This is a genomic window from Shewanella sp. 38A_GOM-205m (assembly GCF_000518445.1).
In the GTDB taxonomy this organism is placed as follows: Bacteria; Pseudomonadota; Gammaproteobacteria; order Enterobacterales; family Shewanellaceae; genus Shewanella; species Shewanella algae.
In genome coordinates, this window is sequence record NZ_JADP01000004.1 from 22,894 (window position 1) to 44,998 (window position 22,105).

16 protein-coding genes are annotated in these 22,105 nt (G+C 54.5%); 9 read left to right on the forward strand and 7 right to left on the reverse strand.

Features of this window, described 5'->3' with window-relative positions; genetic code table 11:
• The first annotated feature begins 19 nt into the window (after positions 1 to 19).
• Together N512_RS0104645 and N512_RS0104650 are read left to right on the forward strand one after the other, a co-directional pair.
• A complete protein-coding gene (locus N512_RS0104645; RefSeq protein WP_028779571.1) occupies positions 20 to 2,236 on the forward strand; it encodes a patatin-like phospholipase family protein in 2,217 nt (738 codons plus the stop codon).
• Between the two features lie 151 nt (positions 2,237 to 2,387).
• Positions 2,388 to 4,442, forward strand: a complete 2,055-nt coding sequence (locus N512_RS0104650) for a M13 family metallopeptidase (RefSeq protein WP_028779572.1) — start codon at positions 2,388 to 2,390, stop codon at positions 4,440 to 4,442.
• A 55-nt stretch (positions 4,443 to 4,497) separates the two neighbouring features.
• Here the strand turns inward: N512_RS0104650 and hxpB are convergent, their stop codons facing one another.
• Positions 4,498 to 5,160 (reverse strand): hexitol phosphatase HxpB, encoded by a 663-nt coding sequence (gene hxpB / locus N512_RS0104655; protein WP_028779573.1) that lies wholly within the window; start codon positions 5,158 to 5,160, stop codon positions 4,498 to 4,500.
• Positions 5,161 to 5,552: 392 nt separating this feature from the next.
• Between hxpB and acnB the strand changes: the two genes are divergently transcribed.
• Positions 5,553 to 8,150, forward strand: coding sequence for a bifunctional aconitate hydratase 2/2-methylisocitrate dehydratase (gene acnB / locus N512_RS0104660; RefSeq protein WP_028779574.1), 2,598 nt, complete (start codon positions 5,553 to 5,555; stop codon positions 8,148 to 8,150).
• A gap of 116 nt (positions 8,151 to 8,266) precedes the next feature.
• On the opposite strand, the gene N512_RS0104665 is transcribed toward acnB, so the two are convergent.
• The gene (locus N512_RS0104665) at positions 8,267 to 8,749 is read right to left on the reverse strand and encodes an Rsd/AlgQ family anti-sigma factor (protein WP_025009241.1); all 483 of its coding nucleotides are present in this window, start codon (positions 8,747 to 8,749) and stop codon (positions 8,267 to 8,269) included.
• Positions 8,750 to 9,383: 634 nt separating this feature from the next.
• Here N512_RS0104665 and hemE point away from each other — a divergent pair.
• Complete coding sequence (hemE, locus tag N512_RS0104670; RefSeq protein WP_028779575.1) at positions 9,384 to 10,448, forward strand: uroporphyrinogen decarboxylase; 1,065 nt, start codon at positions 9,384 to 9,386, stop codon at positions 10,446 to 10,448.
• A 49-nt stretch (positions 10,449 to 10,497) separates the two neighbouring features.
• On the opposite strand, the gene N512_RS0104675 is transcribed toward hemE, so the two are convergent.
• The 3 genes from N512_RS0104675 to N512_RS0104685 form a co-directional block, all read right to left on the reverse strand.
• The gene (locus tag N512_RS0104675; protein ID WP_028779576.1) at positions 10,498 to 11,214 is read right to left on the reverse strand and encodes a response regulator transcription factor; all 717 of its coding nucleotides are present in this window, start codon (positions 11,212 to 11,214) and stop codon (positions 10,498 to 10,500) included.
• Positions 11,215 to 11,306: 92 nt separating this feature from the next.
• A complete protein-coding gene (locus N512_RS0104680; protein ID WP_051472659.1) occupies positions 11,307 to 12,050 on the reverse strand; it encodes a spondin domain-containing protein in 744 nt (247 codons plus the stop codon).
• 11 nt (positions 12,051 to 12,061) lie between these two features.
• Complete coding sequence (locus N512_RS0104685) at positions 12,062 to 12,763, reverse strand: spondin domain-containing protein (RefSeq protein ID WP_028779578.1); 702 nt, start codon at positions 12,761 to 12,763, stop codon at positions 12,062 to 12,064.
• 31 nt (positions 12,764 to 12,794) lie between these two features.
• Here N512_RS0104685 and N512_RS0104690 point away from each other — a divergent pair, with 31 nt between their 5' ends.
• The 3 genes from N512_RS0104690 to N512_RS0104700 all read left to right on the forward strand — a co-directional run bounded on the left by N512_RS0104690 (position 12,795) and on the right by N512_RS0104700 (position 16,547).
• Complete coding sequence (locus tag N512_RS0104690; RefSeq protein ID WP_133087278.1) at positions 12,795 to 13,022, forward strand: hypothetical protein; 228 nt, start codon at positions 12,795 to 12,797, stop codon at positions 13,020 to 13,022.
• A 97-nt stretch (positions 13,023 to 13,119) separates the two neighbouring features.
• A complete protein-coding gene (locus N512_RS0104695) occupies positions 13,120 to 15,717 on the forward strand; it encodes a putative bifunctional diguanylate cyclase/phosphodiesterase (protein WP_028779579.1) in 2,598 nt (865 codons plus the stop codon).
• Positions 15,718 to 15,743: 26 nt separating this feature from the next.
• Positions 15,744 to 16,547 carry an SDR family oxidoreductase gene (locus tag N512_RS0104700; RefSeq protein WP_025009247.1) on the forward strand — a complete coding sequence of 268 codons (804 nt, stop codon included), beginning with the start codon at positions 15,744 to 15,746 and terminating at the stop codon, positions 16,545 to 16,547.
• Positions 16,548 to 16,599: 52 nt separating this feature from the next.
• On the opposite strand, the gene N512_RS0104705 is transcribed toward N512_RS0104700, so the two are convergent.
• Both N512_RS0104705 and N512_RS0104710 read right to left on the reverse strand, forming a co-directional pair.
• Positions 16,600 to 16,824 (reverse strand): hypothetical protein, encoded by a 225-nt coding sequence (locus N512_RS0104705; protein WP_025009248.1) that lies wholly within the window; start codon positions 16,822 to 16,824, stop codon positions 16,600 to 16,602.
• A gap of 74 nt (positions 16,825 to 16,898) precedes the next feature.
• A complete protein-coding gene (locus tag N512_RS0104710) occupies positions 16,899 to 18,542 on the reverse strand; it encodes a methyl-accepting chemotaxis protein (protein WP_025886800.1) in 1,644 nt (547 codons plus the stop codon).
• Positions 18,543 to 18,881: 339 nt separating this feature from the next.
• Here N512_RS0104710 and uvrD point away from each other — a divergent pair, with 339 nt between their 5' ends.
• Positions 18,882 to 21,047, forward strand: a complete 2,166-nt coding sequence (uvrD, locus tag N512_RS0104715) for a DNA helicase II (RefSeq protein WP_028779580.1) — start codon at positions 18,882 to 18,884, stop codon at positions 21,045 to 21,047.
• Positions 21,048 to 21,149: 102 nt separating this feature from the next.
• The gene (gene ubiA, locus N512_RS0104720; protein WP_028779581.1) at positions 21,150 to 22,010 is read left to right on the forward strand and encodes a 4-hydroxybenzoate octaprenyltransferase; all 861 of its coding nucleotides are present in this window, start codon (positions 21,150 to 21,152) and stop codon (positions 22,008 to 22,010) included.
• Positions 22,011 to 22,105 lie beyond the last annotated feature (95 nt).

Consider the following 22,105-nt stretch of genomic DNA (forward strand, 5'->3'; position numbering starts at 1 on the left):
TCTGGAACTCTTGCTAGGTATGAAGACCTCTCTGCGCTTACTGGTTTTGATAGGCACTCTGTTGAGTGTGGCTGCCGTGGCGGCCGAACGTCCCAAAGTGGGCCTGGTTCTCAGTGGCGGTGGTGCCAAGGGCGCGGCGCATGTCGGGGTTCTCAAAATGCTCGAGGCCAACAATATTCCGGTCGACTACGTCGCCGGTACCAGCATAGGCGCCTATGTCGGCGGCCTTTATGCGCTGGGTTACAGTGCCACTGAAATTGAAACCATCATGATGAATGAAGACTGGTCCAAGGGGTATTCGGATACCATTCCGCGCCAGGCCATGAGCTATCGTGATAAGCAGCAAAGAGATCAATACAATATTCCGCTTAACCTGGGGATCCGCGGCGGTGAAGTACAGTCGCCAAGTGGCGTGCTCCTCGGGCAAACCATGTCGCAGCTGTACCGCAACACCACAGATCTGGTGCGGGAGTTCAACAGTTTCAACGAATTGTCCATTCCCTACCGGGCAGTGGCCACCGACTTGGAAACCAGTCTGCCTGTGGTGATCAGCAGTGGCAGCATAGTGGAAGCGATGCAGGCTTCGGCCACAGTGCCGGGAGCGCTGCAACCGGCTGAAATCGATGGCAAGTTGCTGGTGGATGGTGGCATTGCCAACAATATGCCTGTGGATGTGGTCAAGGCCATGGGCGCGGATGTCATTATTGCCGTCGATATAGGTTCGCCATTGGTGAAAAAGGATCAGCTCAACGGCACCATAGCGGTGTTGAACCAGCTGTCCACCATGCTGACCAATGCCAGTACAGAGCGGCAAAAGGCCTTATTGACCAAAGACGATATCCTGATCCGTCCGGCCATAGATAAGCTCAGCACCACAGACTTTGCTGATATGCCCAAGGCGCTGGAAGCCGGGGTGACGGCCGCGGTGCAGCATACGGCCAGGTTGGGCCAACTGGCGGTGCCTCCCGAGGAATACCGTGCTTATGTGCAGCAAAAGCGCGACGCCAGTCGTGACTGGCTCGATAATCTGGAGAGACCCGTTACCCGCATAGTCCTTAACAATCAGTCCAAAGTCAGTGATTCGCTGCTGGATGACATACTGGATATCGAGGTGGGTGACAGAGTCACCAAGCAGCAGTTGAACGAAAGCATTGCCCGGCTTTACTCGCTGAACAAGTTCGAGCGGGTCAGCGCCGAGTTTCAGGACACAGATGAAGGCCGGGTGTTAACCGTGACCACCAAGGCCAAGTCCTGGGGCCCCAACTACTTCCAGTTTGGTTTTAACTGGGAAGACGACTTTTCGCTGGACTCGGCAGTGACTCTGGATGCTGCTTTGACCATGACAGACCTCACCGAAAATGGCGGTGAGTGGCGCAATGAAGTGAAGATGGGCTTCGAGAAGTTGCTCGGCACCGAGTTTTATCAACCTCTGGACCGGGATCAGCAGTTTTATGCCCGCGCCCGTTACCAATACGAGATCAAGAGCTGGGATCTGTTTGATGCCAACAAGCTCTACTTCGAGTTGGATCGCAAGAGCCACAGAATCGACCTGGGTTTGGGGTACAACTATGTCAAACAGGGCCGGATTGAGCTGGGGCTGACAGGTGAGTCGGGGGTGGTGTCCAACGAGGCCTTCTTTGAAGATCTCAAGTTCAACACCTACGGCGCCTATTTCAAGTTTGGCTACGACACTCTGGACAGCATCAGCTTCCCTACCTCGGGCAATCGCTTCACCCTGAATATCTACCTGCGCAATGAGGAGTATGAGGAGGGCGACTTCAAGACAGACCCCGAGCACTCGCTGCAGATTGAAGCAGACTGGAAAGGGGTGGTCAGTGTCGGCAATCACTCCTTCGTCGGTAAGGCCTCTTATTCAACCGTGGATAAAGATGGCAACTTTACTCTCTATGTATCGGACCTCGGCGGTTTCCTTAATCTTTCCGGCTACCACAAGAACTCTATTGCCGGCGCCCAGAAGGTGTTTGGTGCCTTTATCTATCAGTATGATCTCGGCCGTGATGCGCTGGGGATGAAGGACTTCCCTCTATACCTGGGGGCCAGTCTGGAAGCGGGTAATGTCTGGGGGCTGGATGAACATGTGATGTTTAACGATCTCATCTATTCCAGCAGCCTGTTCCTGGGTACAGATACCCAACTGGGGCCGGCGGCACTGGGCTTTGGTTTCAGCGATAATGGCGAAAATGCTGTCTACCTGTTTATCGGCAAAAACTTCTAATGCGGGCCTGGCCCGTCTGTGACCCGCTTTGTAGTGTTCATAGATATTTACAAAAATCCACTACAGACTGGTCACAGGGAGTGCTAAGGTTTGAAACTGGTATCTTTGTAACAATATAACTATCTGAACAATCACAAATTCGGGGAAGAAAATGAGCAAAATAAGCACCCTGGCATTGGGCATCGCCCTCAGCCTTGGTCTGGCTTCCTGTGCCAGCCAGCAAGCGCCGCAGTCGCAAGTAGAAGTGAAAAAGGCCTCCGGTATTGAGCTGGAAAACTTTGACCATCAAGTTCGCCATCAGGACGATTTCTACTACAGCGTCAACGGTAAGTGGTTGGCCACTACGCCTATCCCGGCCGACAAATCCAACTATGGTGCTTTCTCTGTTCTTTACGAAGAAAGCCAGGCAGCCCTGAAACAGATTATCGAAGAAGCCGCCGCCAAGCCCAATAAGGCCGAAGGTTCAGTGGAGCAGAAGATAGGCGATTTCTATGCCGCCTATATGGATAGCACTCTGACTGACCAACTGGGGATTGCGCCGCTCAAAGGGCAACTGGCAGATATCGCCAAAACCGCCAGCCACGCCGATATTGCCGCACTGATGGGCAAACTGCTGACCGATGGCTCCGGCATTCCCTTTGGTTTTTACGTTAACAACGATGCCAAGAATTCCAGCCAGTACGGGGTTTACCTGTACCAGAGCGGCCTGACACTGCCGGATCGTGATTACTACCTCAAGGACGATCCCAAGTTTGTCGCCAACCGCGAAGCGATGCGTGAATATGTCCGCAATCTGATGAGCGCCGCCGGTTACCCTCACGCGGATGCCGCCGCAGCCAATGTCGCCAACATTGAACTCTTTATTGCCCAGAGCCAGTGGAGCCGGGTCGAGTCTCGCGACGCCAACAAGGCCTACAACAAGATGAGCCTGAAAGAGCTGCAGCAGTTGATGAGCGGCTTTGACTTTGACGGTTTCGCCAAGGCTGCCGGTCTTACCGGTAAGACCCAGGACGTGATAGTGCGTCAACCTTCCTACTTTGAGAAGCTGGGCGCCGAGTTCGGCAAGTTCCCTGTTTCGGCCTGGCAAGACTACCTGGCATTCCATCTGGTGGACTCCTATGCCGGCTTGCTGAGCCAGCAGTTTGTCGATCTGCACTTTGATTTCCACAGCAAAACCTTGATGGGTATTCAGGAGCAAAAACCACGCTGGAAGCGGGCCGTCGATGGCGCCGATCAAGTGATTGGTGAGCTGGTGGGTAAAGAATACGTTGCCCGTCACTTCCAGCCGGAAGCCAAGGCGCGGATGGAGTCGATGATCAAGAACTTGATCAAGGGCTTTGAAGTCAGCATTGATGAGTTGGAGTGGATGACACCTGAGACCAAGAAAGCGGCTCAGGAAAAACTGTCCAAGTTTACCTACAAGATAGGTTATCCGGACAAGTGGAAAGACTACAGCAATCTGGAGATCAAGGCCGACGATCTGGTGGGTAACTACCAGCGTTATGCCCGTTTCGAGTACCAGGACATGCTGGCTAAGCTGGGCAAGCCAATCGATCGCAGCGAGTGGCACATGACACCGCAAACGGTGAACGCCTACTACAACCCTGTGATGAACGAAATCGTGTTCCCGGCCGCCATTCTGCAGCCGCCTTTCTTCAACATGGAAGCCGATGACGCAGTGAACTATGGTGGCATAGGCGCGGTGATCGGCCACGAGATCAGCCATGGTTTTGATGATCAGGGCGCCAAGTATGACGGCGACGGTAACCTGCGCAACTGGTGGACAGACAAAGACCGCGAAGAGTTCCAGAAGCGCGGTGCGCAGCTGTCTGCCCAGTACAGCCAGTTTGAAGCTCTGCCTGGCAAGTTCGTCAACGGTGACCTGACTCTGGGCGAGAACATAGGCGATCTGGGTGGCTTGACCGTTGCCCTGCGCTCTTATCACCTGAGCCTCAACGGTAAAGAAGCACCGGTAATGGACGGCCTGACCGGCGATCAGCGTTTCTTCGTCGGTTGGTCACAGGTGTGGCGCCGCAACTACCGTGACGAGGAGCTGGGACGTCGTCTGCTGACTGACCCGCATTCACCCAGCCACTACCGCGCCATGGGCACTCCCCGCAACGTGGAAGGTTTCTACAAAGCCTTTGACCTCAAGCCGACTGACAAGATGTATCTGTCGGAAGAGGACAGAGTGAAGATCTGGTAAGGCGGATTATCAGAAAACAGAGCCAGGCAGATGCCTGGCTCTGTTGTATTCGGGCTTACAGGGTATCAAGCAGTGTCGGCAGGGCTTCCAGGCTATCACGCTGATAATGCGCCGCAGCCCAGCGGGGATCCTGGCGCTGCTCGGCTGCCGGGACTATCAAGGTCTGCATATTGGCGGCGCGAGCGGCTATCAGGCCATTGAAAGAGTCTTCCACCGCCAGGCAGCGGCTTGGTGGCAGTGCCAGTTTGGCGGCGCAGGAGAGATAAACCTCAGGGTGGGGTTTACCGAGTGGAAAATCCTGAGCCGATTGTATCGCATCGAAGGCTTCTGTGATGACGAGTTTGCCAAGTACGGCATCGATAATATCCCAGGAGGATGAGGTGGCCAGGCCCACTTTCAGGCCTCGGCTGCGACAGGCGCTGAGGGCATCGACAACGCCGCGCATGGGCTTGCCATCGCGGCGGATATAGGCGATTACCGCCGCTATGATTTGATCGGCGATATATTGAGGTTCTACTTTGACCTCGGGAAAGCGCTGTAACCAGAAGTCCACCACCTGATCGATTCGCAGGCCAGTGGTTTGCTGTATGGCTTCACGGCTGACAGTCATCCCCAGCTGCTGCAAAACCTGATACTCGGCTTGCTGCCAGACGGGTTCTGAGTCGATCAATATCCCATCCATATCAAAAATAACGGCCTGTATTGCGGGTGCTTGCATGTAAAAGTCTCAAAAACGGCGCGGATTTGGACGCAGGATAACGAAAAGCGGCCCCGGGATGCAAAATTATCCCGGCAGGGGAGATTAGGAGATGCTTGGCTGAAGGCGTTTGAATTTAATTCGATTACTACAATCTAATTATTTGTATTTAAATGAAAAAATCATTTTTTCAAACTATTGTCTAATTTCCTTTGTTTAATGAGGGGCTTAGTGTGTCGCCGACCTTGGGATTTTGCCACGATTTCTCAGTTGCCTTAGTGTGATCTCATTCATACTTTTGCAAAGCTGTAGTATACTGCAGGCCGGAATTTACGGGTCGATCCTGTGGGGCTGTCAGCTTCATTCATGAAGACGTGCAGTCGTAAGAGCGCCTAACAAAGAGGAATGTTGCCGTGCTAGAAGCATATCGTAAACACGTCGAAGAGCGTGCTGCTGAGGGCGTAGTCCCTAAGCCATTGGATGCACATCAAGTGGCTGAGCTTGTTGAATTAGTGAAAAACCCACCTGCAGGCGAAGAAGAATTTATTCTTAACCTGCTCGAAAATCGTATTCCCCCAGGTGTTGACGAAGCCGCCTATGTTAAGGCCGGTTTCCTGGATGCCGTTGCCAAGGGTGAGGTGAAATCCCCAATCCTGAGCGCTGAGCGTGCGCTGGAACTCTTGGGTACCATGCAGGGCGGTTACAACATCGAACCCCTGATCCGCCAATTGGACAACGAGCAGATGGCCCCGCTGGCGGTTAAGGCTCTGTCCCACACCCTGCTGATGTTCGATGCCTTCCACGATGTGGTTGAGAAGATGAAGGCGGGTAACGCCTATGCCAAGCAAGTGGTTGAGTCCTGGGCCAATGCCGAGTGGTTTCTCAGCCGTCCCAAGCTGGCCGATAAAATCTCTCTGACCGTATTCAAGGTCACAGGCGAAACCAACACCGACGACCTGTCTCCGGCTCCTGATGCCTGGTCACGTCCCGATATCCCACTGCACGCCCTGGCGATGCTGAAAAACGCCCGCGACGGTATTGAGCCGGATCAGCCAGGCGTAGTAGGCCCAATCAAGAAGATTGAAGAACTCAAGACCAAGGGCTTCCCACTGGTTTATGTGGGCGATGTGGTTGGTACAGGTTCTTCCCGTAAGTCGGCGACCAACTCTGTGCTGTGGTTCATGGGCGATGATATTCCGTTCGTGCCCAACAAGCGTGCCGGTGGTTTCTGCCTCGGTGGCAAGATAGCCCCTATCTTCTTCAACACCATGGAAGATGCCGGTGCTCTGCCGATTGAGCTGGATGTGGGCAATATGGAGATGGGCGATGTTATCGACATCTACCCTTATGCCGGTAAAGTGACCCGTCACGATAGCAACGAAGTTATTTCTGAATTCAAACTCAAGACTGATGTGCTGCTGGACGAAGTGCGTGCCGGTGGCCGTATTCCATTGATCATCGGCCGCGGTCTGACCGACAAGGCCCGTGAAGCTCTGGGTCTGGAAGCCTCCGATGTCTTCGTGCGTCCAGGTGACGTTGCCGATACCGGCAAGGGTTACACCCTGGCGCAGAAGATGGTAGGTAAGGCCTGTGGCGTAGAAGGTATCCGTCCCGGCCAATACTGTGAACCCAAGATGACTTCTGTCGGTTCTCAGGATACTACCGGCCCTATGACACGTGACGAGCTGAAAGACTTGGCCTGTCTTGGTTTCAGCGCCGATTTGACCATGCAGTCTTTCTGTCACACTGCCGCTTATCCCAAGCCTGTTGACGTGAATACGCACCACACTCTGCCTGACTTCATTATGAACCGCGGCGGTGTTTCCCTGCGTCCAGGTGACGGTGTTATTCACTCCTGGCTGAACCGCATGCTGCTGCCTGATACCGTAGGTACAGGTGGTGACTCGCACACCCGTTTCCCAATCGGTATCTCTTTCCCAGCTGGTTCCGGCCTGGTGGCTTTTGCCGCCGCTACCGGCGTTATGCCACTGGATATGCCTGAGTCTGTGCTGGTGCGCTTCAAGGGCAAGATGCAGCCTGGTATCACTCTGCGTGATCTGGTGCATGCGATTCCGCACAAGGCCATCGAAATGGGTCTGCTGACCGTTGAGAAGAAGGGCAAGAAGAACATCTTCTCCGGTCGTATTCTCGAAATCGAAGGTCTGGAGCACCTCAAGGTTGAGCAGGCATTCGAACTGTCTGATGCGTCTGCCGAGCGCTCTGCCGCCGGTTGTACCATCAAGCTGGATAAAGATCCTATCATCGAGTACCTGAACTCCAACATAGTCATGCTCAAGTGGATGATTGCCGAAGGCTACGGCGACCGTCGTACCATAGAACGTCGTATCAAGGGCATGGAAGAGTGGTTGGCGAACCCTGAACTGATGGAAGCCGACAAGGATGCCGAGTATTCAGCGGTTATTGAGATCGATCTGAATGAGATCAAAGAGCCTATTCTGTGTGCACCGAACGATCCCGATGATGCCGTGTTGTTGTCTCAGGTCGCCAACACCCAGATTGATGAAGTGTTTGTCGGTTCCTGTATGACCAACATAGGCCACTTCCGCGCCACGGGTAAGATGCTGGACAAGTTCGCCAAGACGCTGCCGACTCGTCTGTGGATTGCTCCGCCAACCAAGATGGATAAGGATCAGCTGACCGAAGAAGGTTACTACGGTATCTTCGGCCGCGTCGGTGCCCGTATTGAGATCCCGGGTTGTTCTCTGTGTATGGGTAACCAGGCACGGGTTGCCGAAGGCGCGACTGTCGTCTCGACTTCTACCCGTAACTTCCCGAACCGTTTGGGTACAGGTGCCAATGTGTACCTGGCCTCTGCCGAGCTGGCTGCCGTTGCAGCGCTGCTGGGACGTTTGCCAAGCCCTGAAGAGTATCAGGAATATGCCAAGGAACTGGACGCAACTGCGGCCGATACCTACAGATACCTGAACTTCGACCAACTGGAGTCTTACACCAAGAAGGCCGGTGAAGTGATCTTCCAGTCAGCGGTTTAAGTTATCGCAATAACAAAAGCCAGCTTATAGAGCTGGCTTTTTTGTGTCTGAAACGAGCTGAAAGCGAGTGCAATAAGACGCAAGGAACGGCGATAAGCTGCAGACTCGTTAAGGGATCAGTTGATGGTCGGTGCCAACTTCTTATTGTGCAGCACTTCCAACATTCTGTCTTCCAACTGGAAGCGGGTCTCCAGGGCGTGCACCAGTTCGGCGAGATCTTTATCCAGCTGGTAGAGCAGATCGTCGCTTTCCAGCTCGGAATACTTGTCGCTGAAGTCCAGGGCCTGATCTGTGGTCTCGACAATCTTCGGCAGCAACTGCTGTGCCAGTGCCTTGTTCGATTGTCCCTGTTCGTCACAGGCGTCGACTACCTTGTTGAAGACTTCGAAATGACCTTCCGAGACATAATCCACCAGCAGATTGCAGAAGCTGCGAACCTGATCGACACAGGGCAGGGACTTGTCACGGTTTTCATAAGGAGCCAGTCCGGCCAACTTACAGTAATAAACCAGTAACTTTCTGCGGTTGTTCAACCATTGATCTACCAGAGCATTGGCTCCGCCCCATTTTTGCTCGGCCTGTTCAAGTTGTTTCAGCATGATCTTCTCATCCTTATCGCCGCACTTGTTCCTAATTTAGGTGACAAGTTAGCCAGTGATCAACTCTTTTCGGTGTGTAGACGACTTTTTTACACATGGACAAACCAGTTGTTTTGTATACAAAAACAACTCAAATGTTAAATTGTGTATCCAGGCGTGGAATGGGAAATAAAAAGCCCAGCGGTAGAAACTACAGCTGGGCGAGGAAAGTTTTAACAGGCTCGATGTGACGAGCTTCTTGATTGTTCTTGCTAGCGCAGACTTTTTATACCAAAGGGTGGGAACCTGTGCAACTTTTTTCTGTCATAAGACATTAGTCTGACGCCTCAATCTTTATACTTTTGTTGTGAGAATGTGATCCCGGGCCGATTGTGTCGGCAAGTCTTGAGCTTCATCAAGTTCCCCTGTATTCCGTTTATCTGTTTGATTACTGCTTTTGGTTCACACCCATGGCTTGGTGCCTATCAGTTTGCCTGTGGAGCGGCCTGGATGGCTTGGCAGTACGCAAACTTCTCACTGGAATAGTATTTATCCATGCCTGTGGTCACATAAATACTCAGACACAGGTTACAATACAGCCGCAAATGCTAAACTACCGCCCCAGCAGATCTCAATCGGAGTAGGAATAAGCCCAATGGCAGAATTAAAAAACGATCGTTATTTACGTGCGCTGCTCAAGCAACCTGTTGATGTTACCCCAGTTTGGATGATGCGCCAGGCTGGCCGCTATCTGCCAGAATATCGCGCTACCCGCGCCGAAGCCGGTGATTTTATGGCGCTGTGCCGTAATGCCGAACTGGCTTGTGAAGTTACCCTGCAGCCGCTGCGTCGTTTTGAACTGGATGCGGCAATCCTGTTTTCCGATATTTTGACTGTGCCTGATGCCATGGGGTTGGGCCTGTATTTCGAAGCCGGTGAAGGCCCTCGCTTTGAGCGTCCAACCGACACCATTGAAGCCATCAAGAAGCTGGCTATACCGGATCCGGAAGATGAGCTCGGTTATGTGATGAAAGCCGTCAGCACCATTCGCCGTGAACTCAAGGGTGAAGTGCCATTGATCGGTTTCTCCGGTTCACCATGGACACTGGCCACATATATGGTTGAAGGCGGTTCCAGCAAAGCTTTCGAAAAGATCAAGCGGATGATGTATGCCGAGCCTGCCGCCCTGCACATGCTGCTGGACAAGCTGGCAGATTCCGTAACCCTGTATCTGAACGCCCAAATTGCCAACGGCGCTCAAGCCGTGATGATCTTTGACTCCTGGGGCGGCGCGCTGTCTCATGCGGCCTATCGCGAGTTCTCACTGCGTTACATGCAGAAGATAATCGATGGTCTGAACCGTCATGCCGAAGGCCGTCAGGTGCCAGTGACCCTGTTTACCAAAGGCGGTGGTCTGTGGCTTGAAGCCATGGCTGAAACCGGCTGTGATGCTCTGGGTCTGGACTGGACCATAGATATTGGCGATGCCCGCAAGCGTGTGGGTGACAAGGTGGCCCTGCAGGGCAATATGGACCCATCGACTCTGTACGCATCTCCTGAGCGTATTCGTGAGGAAGTGGCACAGATCCTGGCCAGCTATGGTCAAGGAACGGGCCATGTATTCAACCTGGGCCATGGCATCCACCAGCATGTGGATCCTGAGCACGCCGGAGCCTTCGTCAAGTCGGTACACGAGCTGTCTGCCCAGTACCACAAGTAAGCATTCGCTCAATAAAAAAGCCCGCATTGCGGGCTTTTTTATTGCTTTTTCAGTAATGGCTGGCCTGCTCGGGTGGTGAAAACTTGTATCCCACACCCCATACGGTAGTCACTATGGGCTCACTCTTGGGACATGCGGCCAATTTGGTGCGCAGGCGATTGATATGGCTGTTGACCGTGTGTTCGTAGCCCGCATAATTTGAACCCCAAACGCCTTGCAACAGTTGCATCCGGCTGAATACCTGTCTCGGCCGCTTGGCCATAAACAGCAAGAGATCAAACTCTCTGGCGGTTAACTGCAGTGGCCGGCCAAAGGCCTTGACCTCGCGGGTAGCGCTATTGATGCTGAGGCCGTTGAATTCGAGTTGCTGACCCGGCAGCTTGATGTATTCGCCCCGTCTGAGCCAGGCCCTGATCCGGGCACGTATCTCCAAAGTGCCACAGCTTTGAAGCAGGTAGTCATCGGCACCGGCCTCAAGAGCCAGAACCACATCGGCCTCGTTGTTGGACTCCCCCAGAAGCAATAGCGGCAGATTCGGATACTCTTGCCTGAGCATCTGACAACGGCCGAGCATGTCACCATCAGGCAGTTGGCGTGTCATGATCAACAGGGCCAGAGGTTTACTCGCCAGCAGTCTTCTGGCCTGTTGAAAACTCGTCGCTTGCCATAGCTGGCATCCCAGAGTCTCGAGATTGAGGCGTTGGATATCGGCCAGGCTCTGATCATGGGCAAGCAGCAGGATCTGCGGTGTGCTGGAAGGGATCATCTTGGGCTCCGAATCAACTCTGGGTATTGGAGTTGACCCGGCGCCGCGGGGTTTTCTTTCAGGCTCTTATCTTGGGAGCAAAGCGCTGAAGACTAGGACTTACGGTAGATCACTATCTTGAGCACCGGATTATCGAACCTGTGCGAGGGCGCCAAGACCGAGTCGGCCAGACCGTCATCGGCCGAGATAATCCCAGGATGGAGATGCACTCTATCGACATCATCCCTGGCACGGTTAAAGCCTTCACCGCCATCGGCCGGGCCGGGTATACTGCCTTTGGTTTCTGAGTTGGCTTCGGTGCCGGCATCATAGGCGGGAGCAAGCAGTTGCAAGCTCTCATTGGCTACCAGGTTACTCAGGTCTACCTGCTGAATGCCACTGAAAGCGTCATTGGTATTCACCAGCATAGTGACCAGGGCCAAGGTCATATTCTCTTCTGAGGTCAGGTTCAGGCTGAAGTCCTGGGTCATCCCGGGGGCCAGCGGAGCTTCGGCGCTCATCAGTGTGTGGACTCCGCTGATATTGGCCAATTCGCTGTTGTCGCCACCTTCTGCGAGTCGCTCGAGTGCCAGGCTTGCCGGCGAGCCGTTTTGCCAGAGTTGCAGCTCTTTGTCGGTAGTCAACAGGGCGATAGGTGATAGAGGTTGGTTGGCGGTCAGGTTGGTCACCCGGATATCTAATTTGCTGGTAGCAGGCTTAGGTTCCGGTGGCTGGGGTGACGTGCCGGGATGGTCATTGTCCGAGCAGGCTGTCAGCATTACCAGTGCCAGTATCAGCACCAGGGGCAGGGCAAAGACTCGGGCCTGAGTCGGTTCTCTAGGGCTTGTAGTGTTCATCTGCCGCTCCTTTATTTGACGGTAACGACCAAGGCGGCGACCGGATTCAGCCAACGATGGATTCGGCTGTCGACATCGCTGATGCCGCCATTGGGATCTGTATCCCCGAGTAGTCCCGGGTGGATATGCACCCTGTCATTGCTCGAGTCGTCCATCACGCCGGTGCCGTTCTGGCCGCCCATACCATCGGGCGCCGCCGGAATGCCGGGAACTCCAGGCGCGCCGCCACCGGTTATCTGCTCGTCGTTGGCTTCTGTCCCGGCATCATAGGCATTGAGATAGAGGGTATAGCTGCCCGGAGTGCTGGGTATTTCCCAACCGTCCAAGCCGACAAAGGCATCATTGGTGGGCAGCAGCATGGCCACCAGGCTTAGATGGGTCAGGGCGCCGCTATCCAGCATTACCTTTTCAACCTTGGCGCCAGGGGCCAGTAAGCCGGCGGCTGGGTTGGCCACAGTCACGCCGCTGTTGGCTGTGACTGCCTGTTGCAGTTCGCTGATATCTCCGCTTTCGGCCATCTTCTGCAGGGCAGAGCTTGCGGGCTCTCCGGCTTGAAACAGGTGACTGTTGCCGTCATGGGCGGCGATAAGCAAGGGGGTAAAGTGGTTGCCATGGGTCAGGTTGTTGATACTGATCTCCAACTGGGCGGCTTGGGATAACTGGCTCAGTGGCAGTGTGCTCAACAGCAGTGGCAGTAGTAACTTGGGTTTCATCGGCTTGCTCCTTCTTATGGGGATAAGTCCAGTGTTTACCCTGGAGTTCACCTCAAGGTCGCCGGTTTATCACGAAAGCTTCACTTTTTCGGGGCGGGGAATGGCTAATCTGCGGCGATTGGGATTTTCAATTTTGCAAATTGTGCTCAAAAGCACATACCTAACCGCCTTTTACTGCGCCAAATCAACACAATTGGATAACAGTCAGGGCAAGCTGGTGCAGTTTGTCGCGGGCAAAGTGGCGGCAAACGGGCAATGACGCCAGTCAAGAGTTTTAACCGGACGTTAAATGAGGTATGTTGCCTGCCGGAGTCCGGCCATTCTTGGTATCCGGTAACAATCAGCCGTGGTTTAAGATGCACATTGGCAAAAAAATAGGCGTATTTATCCTGGGGTTTTGTATTCCTGCCCTGCTTGCGGTCGCCTACAGTTTGAATTTTTGGTTTGAATACAGTCTGGGTCAGTTCCGGCAGCAAACGCTGGAGCATGAGTATGTCGGAATTGAGCAGCAGTTTACCCGTGAGTCCAGGCGCCTGTTACAACTGGCGCGCCTCTATGTTCCCATTCTTCAAACGCCGGGCGAGTCGCTGCTGAAAGGTTGGCTGGAGGGGTTGCAGTCTTCCAATATCAGTTTGTTTCATCTGCATCAGGGTAAGGTGACGGCGCTGGCAGACGGCAAGACCCGGGTGTCCGGGCAGATAATCCCTCCCGCCGGACTCTTCTCCACCCTGGACAAGGAAGCCTTTGGCGCCGTGATAGTCAATGAGCAACCTTTGCAGCTGGGGTTCTATCGTTTCGATGATGACGAGGCTCTGATCGTCACTCGTTTACTGACCCCTGCGCACCTGCAGAGCCTGGGACAGGCTGACCTTATCCATTCCGTGGCGCTGGCACCGCTGCAACAGCAGGTGAGCCCGGGGCAACATCTTAAGCTGGCCAGTCAAATCCAAGTGCCCACCCTTATTGGGCCTGTGCTGGCGCTGCAGGTTAAACAACAAAGAGACGCCTTCGAGCGGCTGGAATGGCAAAGCCTGTTGGTTGTCATGCTGCTGTTGCTCGGCGGCATGCTGATGGTGGCCGCCGGTTATCTCTGGCTGCGACGCGGCTTGCTGAAACCTTTCGACCGTTTGATGACAGAGCTGAAGGAGATAGATCCCAGCGCCAGACGCTATACCCATGTCAGCGGCAGCGGCGGCGCCGAGTTCAAGGTGTTGGCCGACAGGATCAATAACCTATTGCTGCGAATTTTTCAGCAGAAAGAGCGTTCCCGAATCACCCTGGAATCCATTGCCGAAGCCGTGATCCTCACCAACAATAAGGCCAGGGTTATCTATCTCAATCCTCAGGCGGAATCCCTACTCGGGCTGCGCAGTCAACAGGCTTTGGGGCGGACTCTGGATACCCTGCTTAAGAGCGATAATCAACTGGACGAAGAACTGCTCAACTTTATGTCCAGCGGCAGCCGGGTTCCCGAATACAGCAAGGTCACGCTGCAGATGCAGCAGCCGAGAATCATGGAGCGGGCGGTCAGCAACCTCTGCAATCACAAGGGCCAGGTGATAGGCGTGGTGACTGTGCTGCGGGACATTACCCAGGAGGAAACCCTCAAACAGCAACTGAGGTTGAAGGCCAGTGTCGATGGTATTACCGGGCTTTACAACCGCAGCGCCTTTGAAGAGCGGCTGCCGGGATACGCCGAAGGCGCCGAGACCCTGGCACTCTGTTATCTGGATCTGGAGCAGTTCAAGCTTATCAATGACAACTGCGGCCATGACGCCGGCGATCAGATGCTGGTCATGGTTGCCAGAGCCATAGAGTCCTGTCTGCAGGGTGACGAGATGTTGGCCAGACTCGGTGGTGATGAATTTGGCTTGGCTATCCGTAACCGCAGTGCTCTGGAAGTTGCCAGGTTCTTAAAGCAGGTGGTGAGGCAGGTTTGTCTGCAGATCTTGCCCTGTGGCGGCGCCCATTACCGAGTCGGGGTCAGCTGTGGCGTGGCCTTCCATAGAGGCCCTTGCTCTGCGCCCGCCGAGCTGCTCAAGGATGCCGATATCGCTTGTCTGGCGGCCAAGCGCAAGGGCAGTAGTCAAATTCACTTCTTCGATGATCGCAACAAAGAGCTGGCCAATGAACGCAATGCCCCCAAGTGGGCGGTGCGTATTGCCAGAGCCATAGAGGATAAAGAGCTGCTGCTCTATTTCCAGCCGATTAAAGGACTCAACGGCTGTTGTCGCCGTCAAAGGCTGGAGATCTTGCTGCGGATCCGAGACAACAGTGGTCGTATTCTGCCTCCGGCACAGTTTATTGCGGCGGCGGAGCGTTTCAAGTTGATGCCGGAAGTCGATAGGGAAGTGATCCGCAAGGCATTTCTCTGGCTATCCGAGCATTCTCAGCTATGGCCGGAGATCTGTATCTCCATCAACCTTTCGGGAAACAGCCTGGGCAGTGAAGGTATGCTGGATTACATCGCCGAGATGCAGGGACGCTATGGCATTCCCAGTTCCTGTGTCTGCTTTGAGATCACAGAGACCAGCGCTATTCAGAACCGAACCCGGGCGATGGAGATGCTCAACCAATTGCGCCGCTTGGGATTTGCCTTTGCTCTGGACGACTTTGGCAGTGGCTTTGCCTCATACGGCTATCTGCGGGAGCTGCCGGTGGATTATGTGAAGATAGATGGCTGCTTTGTCCGGCATCTGGCGACCAATGCCAGGGACTATGCGATAGTCAAATCGATTCACGATGTGTGCCGGGTTATGGGCATAGAGACAGTGGCTGAGTTTGTCGAAAACCAGGAGATCATGGATAAGCTGCTGGAGATAGGGGTCGACTATGCCCAGGGGTACGCCATAGGGCGCCCCAAACCTCTGGAGCAGTTTTTGCAGTGGGAGAAGCGCCACGAGCGCCGGCAGCAGGGATTGCACTTGCAGGAGGAGTATGCGAGCTTAGCCTGATAACTTCGACTGACAATGGACTGCAGATGGAAGGACTTGCTGATAAGGTCATAGTGATTACCGGCGCCTCGGAAGGTATTGGGCGGGCGCTCGCTCTGGCACTGGCGCCGCTTGGCGGACAACTGGTACTCAGTGCCCGCAATGAGTCCAGGTTGCGTACCCTGGCGATGGAGGTCGAGTCGGTTGGCGGTGCGCCACTGGTGGTTTGTAGTGATGTCGGGCGACAACAGGACTGTGAAGCCTTGATAGCCACGGTGATCGAACGCTTCGGCCGGCTGGATATACTGATCAACAATGCCGGCATGACCATGTGGAGCCGTTTCGATGAGCTCAAGCAGCTGGACATACTCGAACAGCTGATGCGGGTCAATTATTTGGGACCGGCCTGGCTGACCCATGCAGCACTGCCGCATCTGAAGGCTTCCCAAGGACAAGTGGTGGTGGTGGCTTCCGTGGCCGGTTTGACCGGGGTGCCAACCCGCAGTGGTTATGCCGCCTCCAAACATGCTGTCGTGGGTTTTTTTGATTCACTGCGAATCGAGTTGGCCGAGGACAATGTTGCTGTGACCGTGATATGTCCTGACTTTGTGGTCTCCGAGATCCACCGGCGGGCGCTGGATGGAGAGGGTAAACCGCTCGGAACTTCTCCCATGGCAGAGAGTAAGATCATGACCGCCGAAGAATGCGCGCAGATGATGCTGCCGGTCATAGCCGGGCGGGGGCGAATGTTGATCACCTCCTGGCGTGGTCGTCTGGGGCGTTTTGTCCGCCTTATCGCTCCAGCCTGGGTGGATAATCTTGCCCGTAAGGCAATAGCGTCCGGGCACTAGCCCAAGAATAAATAAGCCTCCGCGTGGGAGGCTTATTTAGGCGTTCCAGAGGTTACTTCTTGTCGTTGAGGTGCTGGACTATGGTGGCCTTAGCCTCCTCATGGCTGGCCTTGGCGGCTTTGGCCTGAATATGGGCCGTTGCCTTGTGGCCGGTTATATCCTCGGCGATATGCAGCCAATCCGGATGCCAGTAAAACTGGCTGCCTTCCAGTGTCGACCAGTTGTGCACCCCGTGAGTTTCACCGTTATATACCAAGTCTTTGATTGAATATCCCATAGTCAGTCTCTCCAAGTTGGAATGGTATTATCATGCGGCCGTCGTGGCCGCATGGGTGTGACAAAGATCTCATTTTAGGTGCGGAAACGGCTGATCAAATGCGCCAGGTTGTGGGCCAACTGACTCAGCTCCTGGCTGGATTGAGACACATGCCCCGTCCCCATGGACACCTTGGAGGCGGCATCACTGATATTGGTGATGTTGACCCCCAACTCACCGGTAACCGCTGTTTGCTGCTCGGTGGCACTGGCCACCTGAATCGCCATGTCGTTGATGATGCCGATAGCGGCACTGATCCTTTCAATCGCATCGCTGGCCTCATTGGCGCAGCGAACACTGCCCTGCATCCGCTCGCGGCTCTTTTGCATCACTTCGTTGGCGTGCAGAGCTCTTTGCTGCAGCTGTTCTATGGTGCCTTTGATTTCCAGCGCCGAGCTTTGGGTACGGCTGGCGAGTGTGCGCACCTCATCGGCCACCACGGCAAAGCCTCTTCCTGCCTCACCGGCCCTGGCGGCTTCGATGGCGGCGTTGAGGGCCAATAAATTGGTCTGCTCTGTTATTTGGGCGATCACTTCCAGCACCATGGCAATGGAATCTGAGTCTTTTTGCAACTGGCCTATCACTTCGCTGGCGGCGGTGATTTCCGCATCTGAGCTTTGAATGGTATCCAGTGTCTGCAGCACCACTTGTTGGCCCTCTGTGGTGGCCAGCACCCCTTGGTTGGCCTGATCGGCGGTTTGGGTGGTGTTGCGGGAGATATCGGCAATCGAGCTCTGCAGCTCTGTCATGGCGGTAGCCACCTGATCGACCTCAGAGCGCTGTTGCTGCATCTCTTCGGCGGCTTCGGCGGCGACTGTAGTCATCTCTTCCACGGCGGCGGCCAGTTGCACCGAGGCCGCGCCTATCTGGGAAATCATCTCATGCAGAGTGTTACGCATCTGTCCCAGGGTTTCGGCCAGGTGTTTGAACTCGCTGCTGCTGAATTTTTCCATCGGAATTTCGGTTGCGAGATCGCCAGAGGCTATCTGCTCCAGCACTTGGGTAGTGGCGCCAAGGGGGATAAAAATTCGCCGCAGCAGGAACCAGCCGGCTCCCAATGCCAGAGTCACAAAGAGGCAGAAGACGATGACCAGACTGCTGCTGAGGGATTGAATTGCCTGTTCACTGGCGCTTCTGGCAGAGCTGACCTTATTGGTTTCCAGTTCCATCAAGGCTTTGAGTTCGGTCTCGACATTGTTGTAAATATGCCAGGACTCCATGGAGGTCAGCATGTTGGCGGTGTTTTCCGGCAGGTCGCTGCTGTCTCGATCCAAAAATTGTTTATGCAGTCCCATAAAGGCCTGCAGTGGCGCATCCAGCTTGTGCAGTTGCACCAGGGTATCTTGCCCGGCACCCTGTTTCAGTTGCGCCAGCGCCGAGTTGATCGCCAGGGTCTGATCCTGCAGGTACTGACGTGACTCCTCACTCATGGGGGCATTCAGTACCCGTCTCAAGCTGTATCCCAGCTGTTCCCGTCTGAGGCCGGATACCAGTTGCAGCAAAGAGGCGGCCTGATCATTGCTGTGGTACTCCCGCTCCAGCAGGCTTATCTGGCTTTTCACCTCCTGCAGGTGATAGGCAATGGTGCCCAATGACAGGCAAAACAGCGCCAGCAGCGCGGCGAACAAGGTGATCAACAACTTGCGCAAAGAAAGATTGGAAAAGATGGCTTGGTTCACAACCCGGCTCCAAAACAAATGTATGAAATATATAGTGAATGTTTCAAGATCCTAGGTGTTTGTCCGGATGCAAACTGTGAGTTGTGGCAATTTAATAGGTAATTGTTTTAATTTTTAGTATTTTTGATTGTTTATATTGTTAAGTCATTATTTAGTAATGATTTAATATCAATGCCAAATGCAGTGTCTTGTTTGTGGTCAAAGCAGGAGGAATACAGATAGAGCCGACTCTGCTGTGCCCCCTGCATCAGAGTCCAGTTCTGTCAGTAGCCTGCCAAGGCGCGTAGGAGCTATGGGTCTTTCCTGCTATAATGCGCGCTCGTTTTTGTGGAGGCGCGAATGGACGTATCTTCTTTATTGGATGGCCTGAATGACAAGCAGCGTGAGGCGGTAGCCGCACCTCAATCCAGCATGCTGGTGCTCGCCGGTGCCGGCAGCGGCAAGACCCGGGTACTGACTCACAGGATTGCCTGGCTGCTGCAGGTGGAAAACCAGAGCCCATACTCCATTATGGCGGTGACCTTCACCAATAAGGCGGCCGCTGAGATGCGGGAACGGGTGGAGAAGATAGTCGGCAACCATATGGGCCGCATGTGGATCGGTACCTTCCATGGTCTGGCCCATCGTCTGCTGCGCACTCACTGGCAGGATGCCGGCCTGCCGCAAAATTTTCAGATCCTCGACTCGGATGATCAACTGCGGCTGCTCAAGCGCATCCTCAAAAGCCTGAATCTGGATGAGAAACAGTATCCGCCGCGGATGGTGGCCGGCTATATCAACGGCAAGAAGGATGAAGGGCTAAGGCCGAAACATCTGGATGGCGGCCTCTTCCCCATGGAGCAGAAGCTGGTGCAAATCTATCAGGTGTATCAGGAATCCTGTGACCGCGCCGGGCTGGTAGACTTTGCCGAGATACTCTTGCGGGCTCACGAGCTGTTTCTCAACAAGGAGCATATTCTGGTTCACTATCAGGATAGGTTCCGCAATATTCTGGTGGATGAGTTTCAGGACACCAACGCCATTCAATATGCCTGGATCAGAGTATTGGCAGGCAAGAGCGCCAATGTGATGATAGTGGGCGACGACGACCAGTCCATTTATGGCTGGCGCGGCGCCCAAGTGGAAAACCTGCACAAGTTTTTACAGGACTTTCCCAATGCCGAAACTATTCGCCTGGAGCAAAACTATCGCTCCAGCGGCAATATTCTCAAGGCCTCCAACGAACTTATCGCCAACAACCCGGATCGGCTGGGCAAACAGCTATGGACCGAAGATGTCGATGGTGAGCCGATCTCAGTTTACTGTGCCTTCAATGAGATGGATGAAGCCCGCTTCATCATAGGCCGCATTGGCGACTGGCAGGACAAGGGTGGCAGTCTCAGTGACTGCGCCATCCTCTATCGCAGTAATGCTCAATCACGGGTATTGGAAGAGGCCTTGCTGCACAAGGGGCTGGCCTATCGCATCTATGGCGGCTTGCGCTTCTTCGAGCGTCAGGAGATCAAGGATGCCATGGGATACCTGCGTCTGATTGCCAACCGCGACGATGACGCCGCCTTCGAGCGGGTGGTCAACACTCCCGCCCGAGGTATAGGTGATCGCACTTTGGATATTCTCAGAACCACGGCCCGGCAGCAGCAATTGACCCTGTGGCAGGCCTGCGTCCGTTTGTTGGAAGAGAAGGTCTTGGCCGGCCGCGCCGCCAATGCGGTGCGCAGCTTTATGGACTTGATAGTGCAGTTGCGCAGCGACACCGAAGAGCTGCCCCTCTATCGCCAGGCGGATATAGTGATCCAGGACTCCGGGCTCAAGGCCATGTATGAGCAGGAAAAGGGCGAAAAGGCTCAGGCCAGAGTGGAAAACCTCGAGGAACTGGTCACTGCGGCGCGCACCTTCGAAGTGCCGGAAGAGCTGGTTGACATGGGTGAGTTGAATGCCTTCCTGTCCCATGCGGCGCTGGAGGCGGGAGAAGGCCAGGCTGATGCTCACACAGATGCGGTGCAGTTGATGACGCTGCACTCGGCCAAGGGGCTGGAGTTCCCGCTGGTGTTTATGGCCGGTGTCGAAGAAGGGCTGTTCCCCAGCCAGTTGTCGTTGGAAGAGGGCGATCGTTTGGAAGAAGAGCGGCGCCTGTGTTACGTGGGCATGACCCGCGCCATGCAGCAGCTGTATATCACCTATGCCGAGTCACGCCGCATCTATGGCCGTGAAAACTACTCACGGCCATCGCGCTTTATCAAGGAGATCCCGCCTCAGTACCTGCAGGAGATCCGTCTCAAGGCGCAGGTGGCAACTCCCATGGCCAATAACAGGTTTAGCAAGTCGCAAAGCAGCTTCAATGACACGGGCTTCAATGTTGGCCAACGGGTGCTGCACCCCAAATTCGGTGAGGGGATAGTGACCAATTTTGAAGGCCAGGGAGCACAGGCCAGGGTGCAGGTGAATTTCGATGACTTCGGCAGCAAGTGGTTGGTGGTGGCCTACGCCAAGTTAACTGCTTGTTGACAGCCCGGGTAGGAAAATTCGCGTTTTGCGGTGTCAATCACACTGTTGCTGAGTCATAATGCTTGGCAAATTTAAGGCTGAGATGTGTTGGAGAGCCTACCGATGAACTTGAGGGAAAAAATTGATGTCTATGCCCGTCTGTCGCGTCTGGACAGACCCATAGGAACTTTTCTGCTGCTGTGGCCCTGTTTAATGGCGCTGTGGCTGGCGGCCGGGGGCTTACCGGATCTCAAGGTGCTGATCATCTTTATCGTAGGTGTGTTTGTGATGCGTGCCTGTGGCTGCATCATTAACGACTATGCCGACCGCGAGCTGGATACCTATGTCGAGCGCACCAGGTCCAGGCCCTTGGCCAGTGGTGAGGTCACGGTCAAAGAAGCGCTGGGCCTGTTTGTGGTCATGGGGCTGTTTGCCTTTGGTTTGGTGCTGTTGCTCAACCCTCTGGTGGTTAAACTCTCCCTTGTCGGCATGCTGCTGACCATTATCTATCCCTTCACCAAGCGCTACACCAATATGCCGCAGATGTTCCTCGGCATAGTCTGGAGCTGGTCGATTCCCATGGCCTATGCCGCCCAGACAGGTGAAGTGCCTGTCGAAGCCTGGTGGCTATTTGCCGCCAACTGGTTCTGGACTGTCGCCTACGACACCATGTATGCCATGGTCGACAGGGACGATGACCTCAAGGTGGGGATCAAGTCCACCGCCATTCTGTTCGGCCGTTACGACAGGCAGATCATCGGCCTGTTTCAGTTGGCAGCGCTGGCCTGCTTTATGACTGCAGGTTATGTGGCCGAGCGAGGTGCCCTCTATCTGGTGGGGCTGCTGGCCTTTATCGGCTTTGGGCTTTATCAGCAGAGGCTGATTTACGACCGGCAGCGGGCTCCCTGCTTCAAGGCATTTCTCAACAACAACTGGGCGGGTATGGCCTTGTTTGTCGCCTTGGGGATGGATTACCTGCTCTGAACGACACTGAGTTTGACTGTCAACGCCGCGATTATCGCGGCGTTTTTGCTGGCGCAAACAACCGCCAACCGTTAGTCTGAACAGCCGGATGATTG

Bases quoted from the DNA above. Each gene is read 5' to 3' on its own strand.
- N512_RS0104645 (WP_028779571.1), top strand. From the start codon at position 20: ATGAAGACCTCTCTGCGCTTACTGGTTTTGATAGGCACTCTGTTGAGT.
- N512_RS0104650 (WP_028779572.1), top strand. From the start codon at position 2,388: ATGAGCAAAATAAGCACCCTGGCATTGGGCATCGCCCTCAGCCTTGGT.
- hxpB (WP_028779573.1), bottom strand. From the start codon at position 5,160: ATGCAAGCACCCGCAATACAGGCCGTTATTTTTGATATGGATGGGATA.
- N512_RS0104665 (WP_025009241.1), bottom strand. From the start codon at position 8,749: ATGCTGAAACAACTTGAACAGGCCGAGCAAAAATGGGGCGGAGCCAAT.
- hemE (WP_028779575.1), top strand. From the start codon at position 9,384: ATGGCAGAATTAAAAAACGATCGTTATTTACGTGCGCTGCTCAAGCAA.
- N512_RS0104675 (WP_028779576.1), bottom strand. From the start codon at position 11,214: ATGATCCCTTCCAGCACACCGCAGATCCTGCTGCTTGCCCATGATCAG.
- N512_RS0104680 (WP_051472659.1), bottom strand. From the start codon at position 12,050: ATGAACACTACAAGCCCTAGAGAACCGACTCAGGCCCGAGTCTTTGCC.
- N512_RS0104685 (WP_028779578.1), bottom strand. From the start codon at position 12,763: ATGAAACCCAAGTTACTACTGCCACTGCTGTTGAGCACACTGCCACTG.
- N512_RS0104695 (WP_028779579.1), top strand. From the start codon at position 13,120: ATGCACATTGGCAAAAAAATAGGCGTATTTATCCTGGGGTTTTGTATT.
- N512_RS0104700 (WP_025009247.1), top strand. From the start codon at position 15,744: ATGGAAGGACTTGCTGATAAGGTCATAGTGATTACCGGCGCCTCGGAA.
- N512_RS0104705 (WP_025009248.1), bottom strand. From the start codon at position 16,824: ATGGGATATTCAATCAAAGACTTGGTATATAACGGTGAAACTCACGGG.
- uvrD (WP_028779580.1), top strand. From the start codon at position 18,882: ATGGACGTATCTTCTTTATTGGATGGCCTGAATGACAAGCAGCGTGAG.
- ubiA (WP_028779581.1), top strand. From the start codon at position 21,150: ATGAACTTGAGGGAAAAAATTGATGTCTATGCCCGTCTGTCGCGTCTG.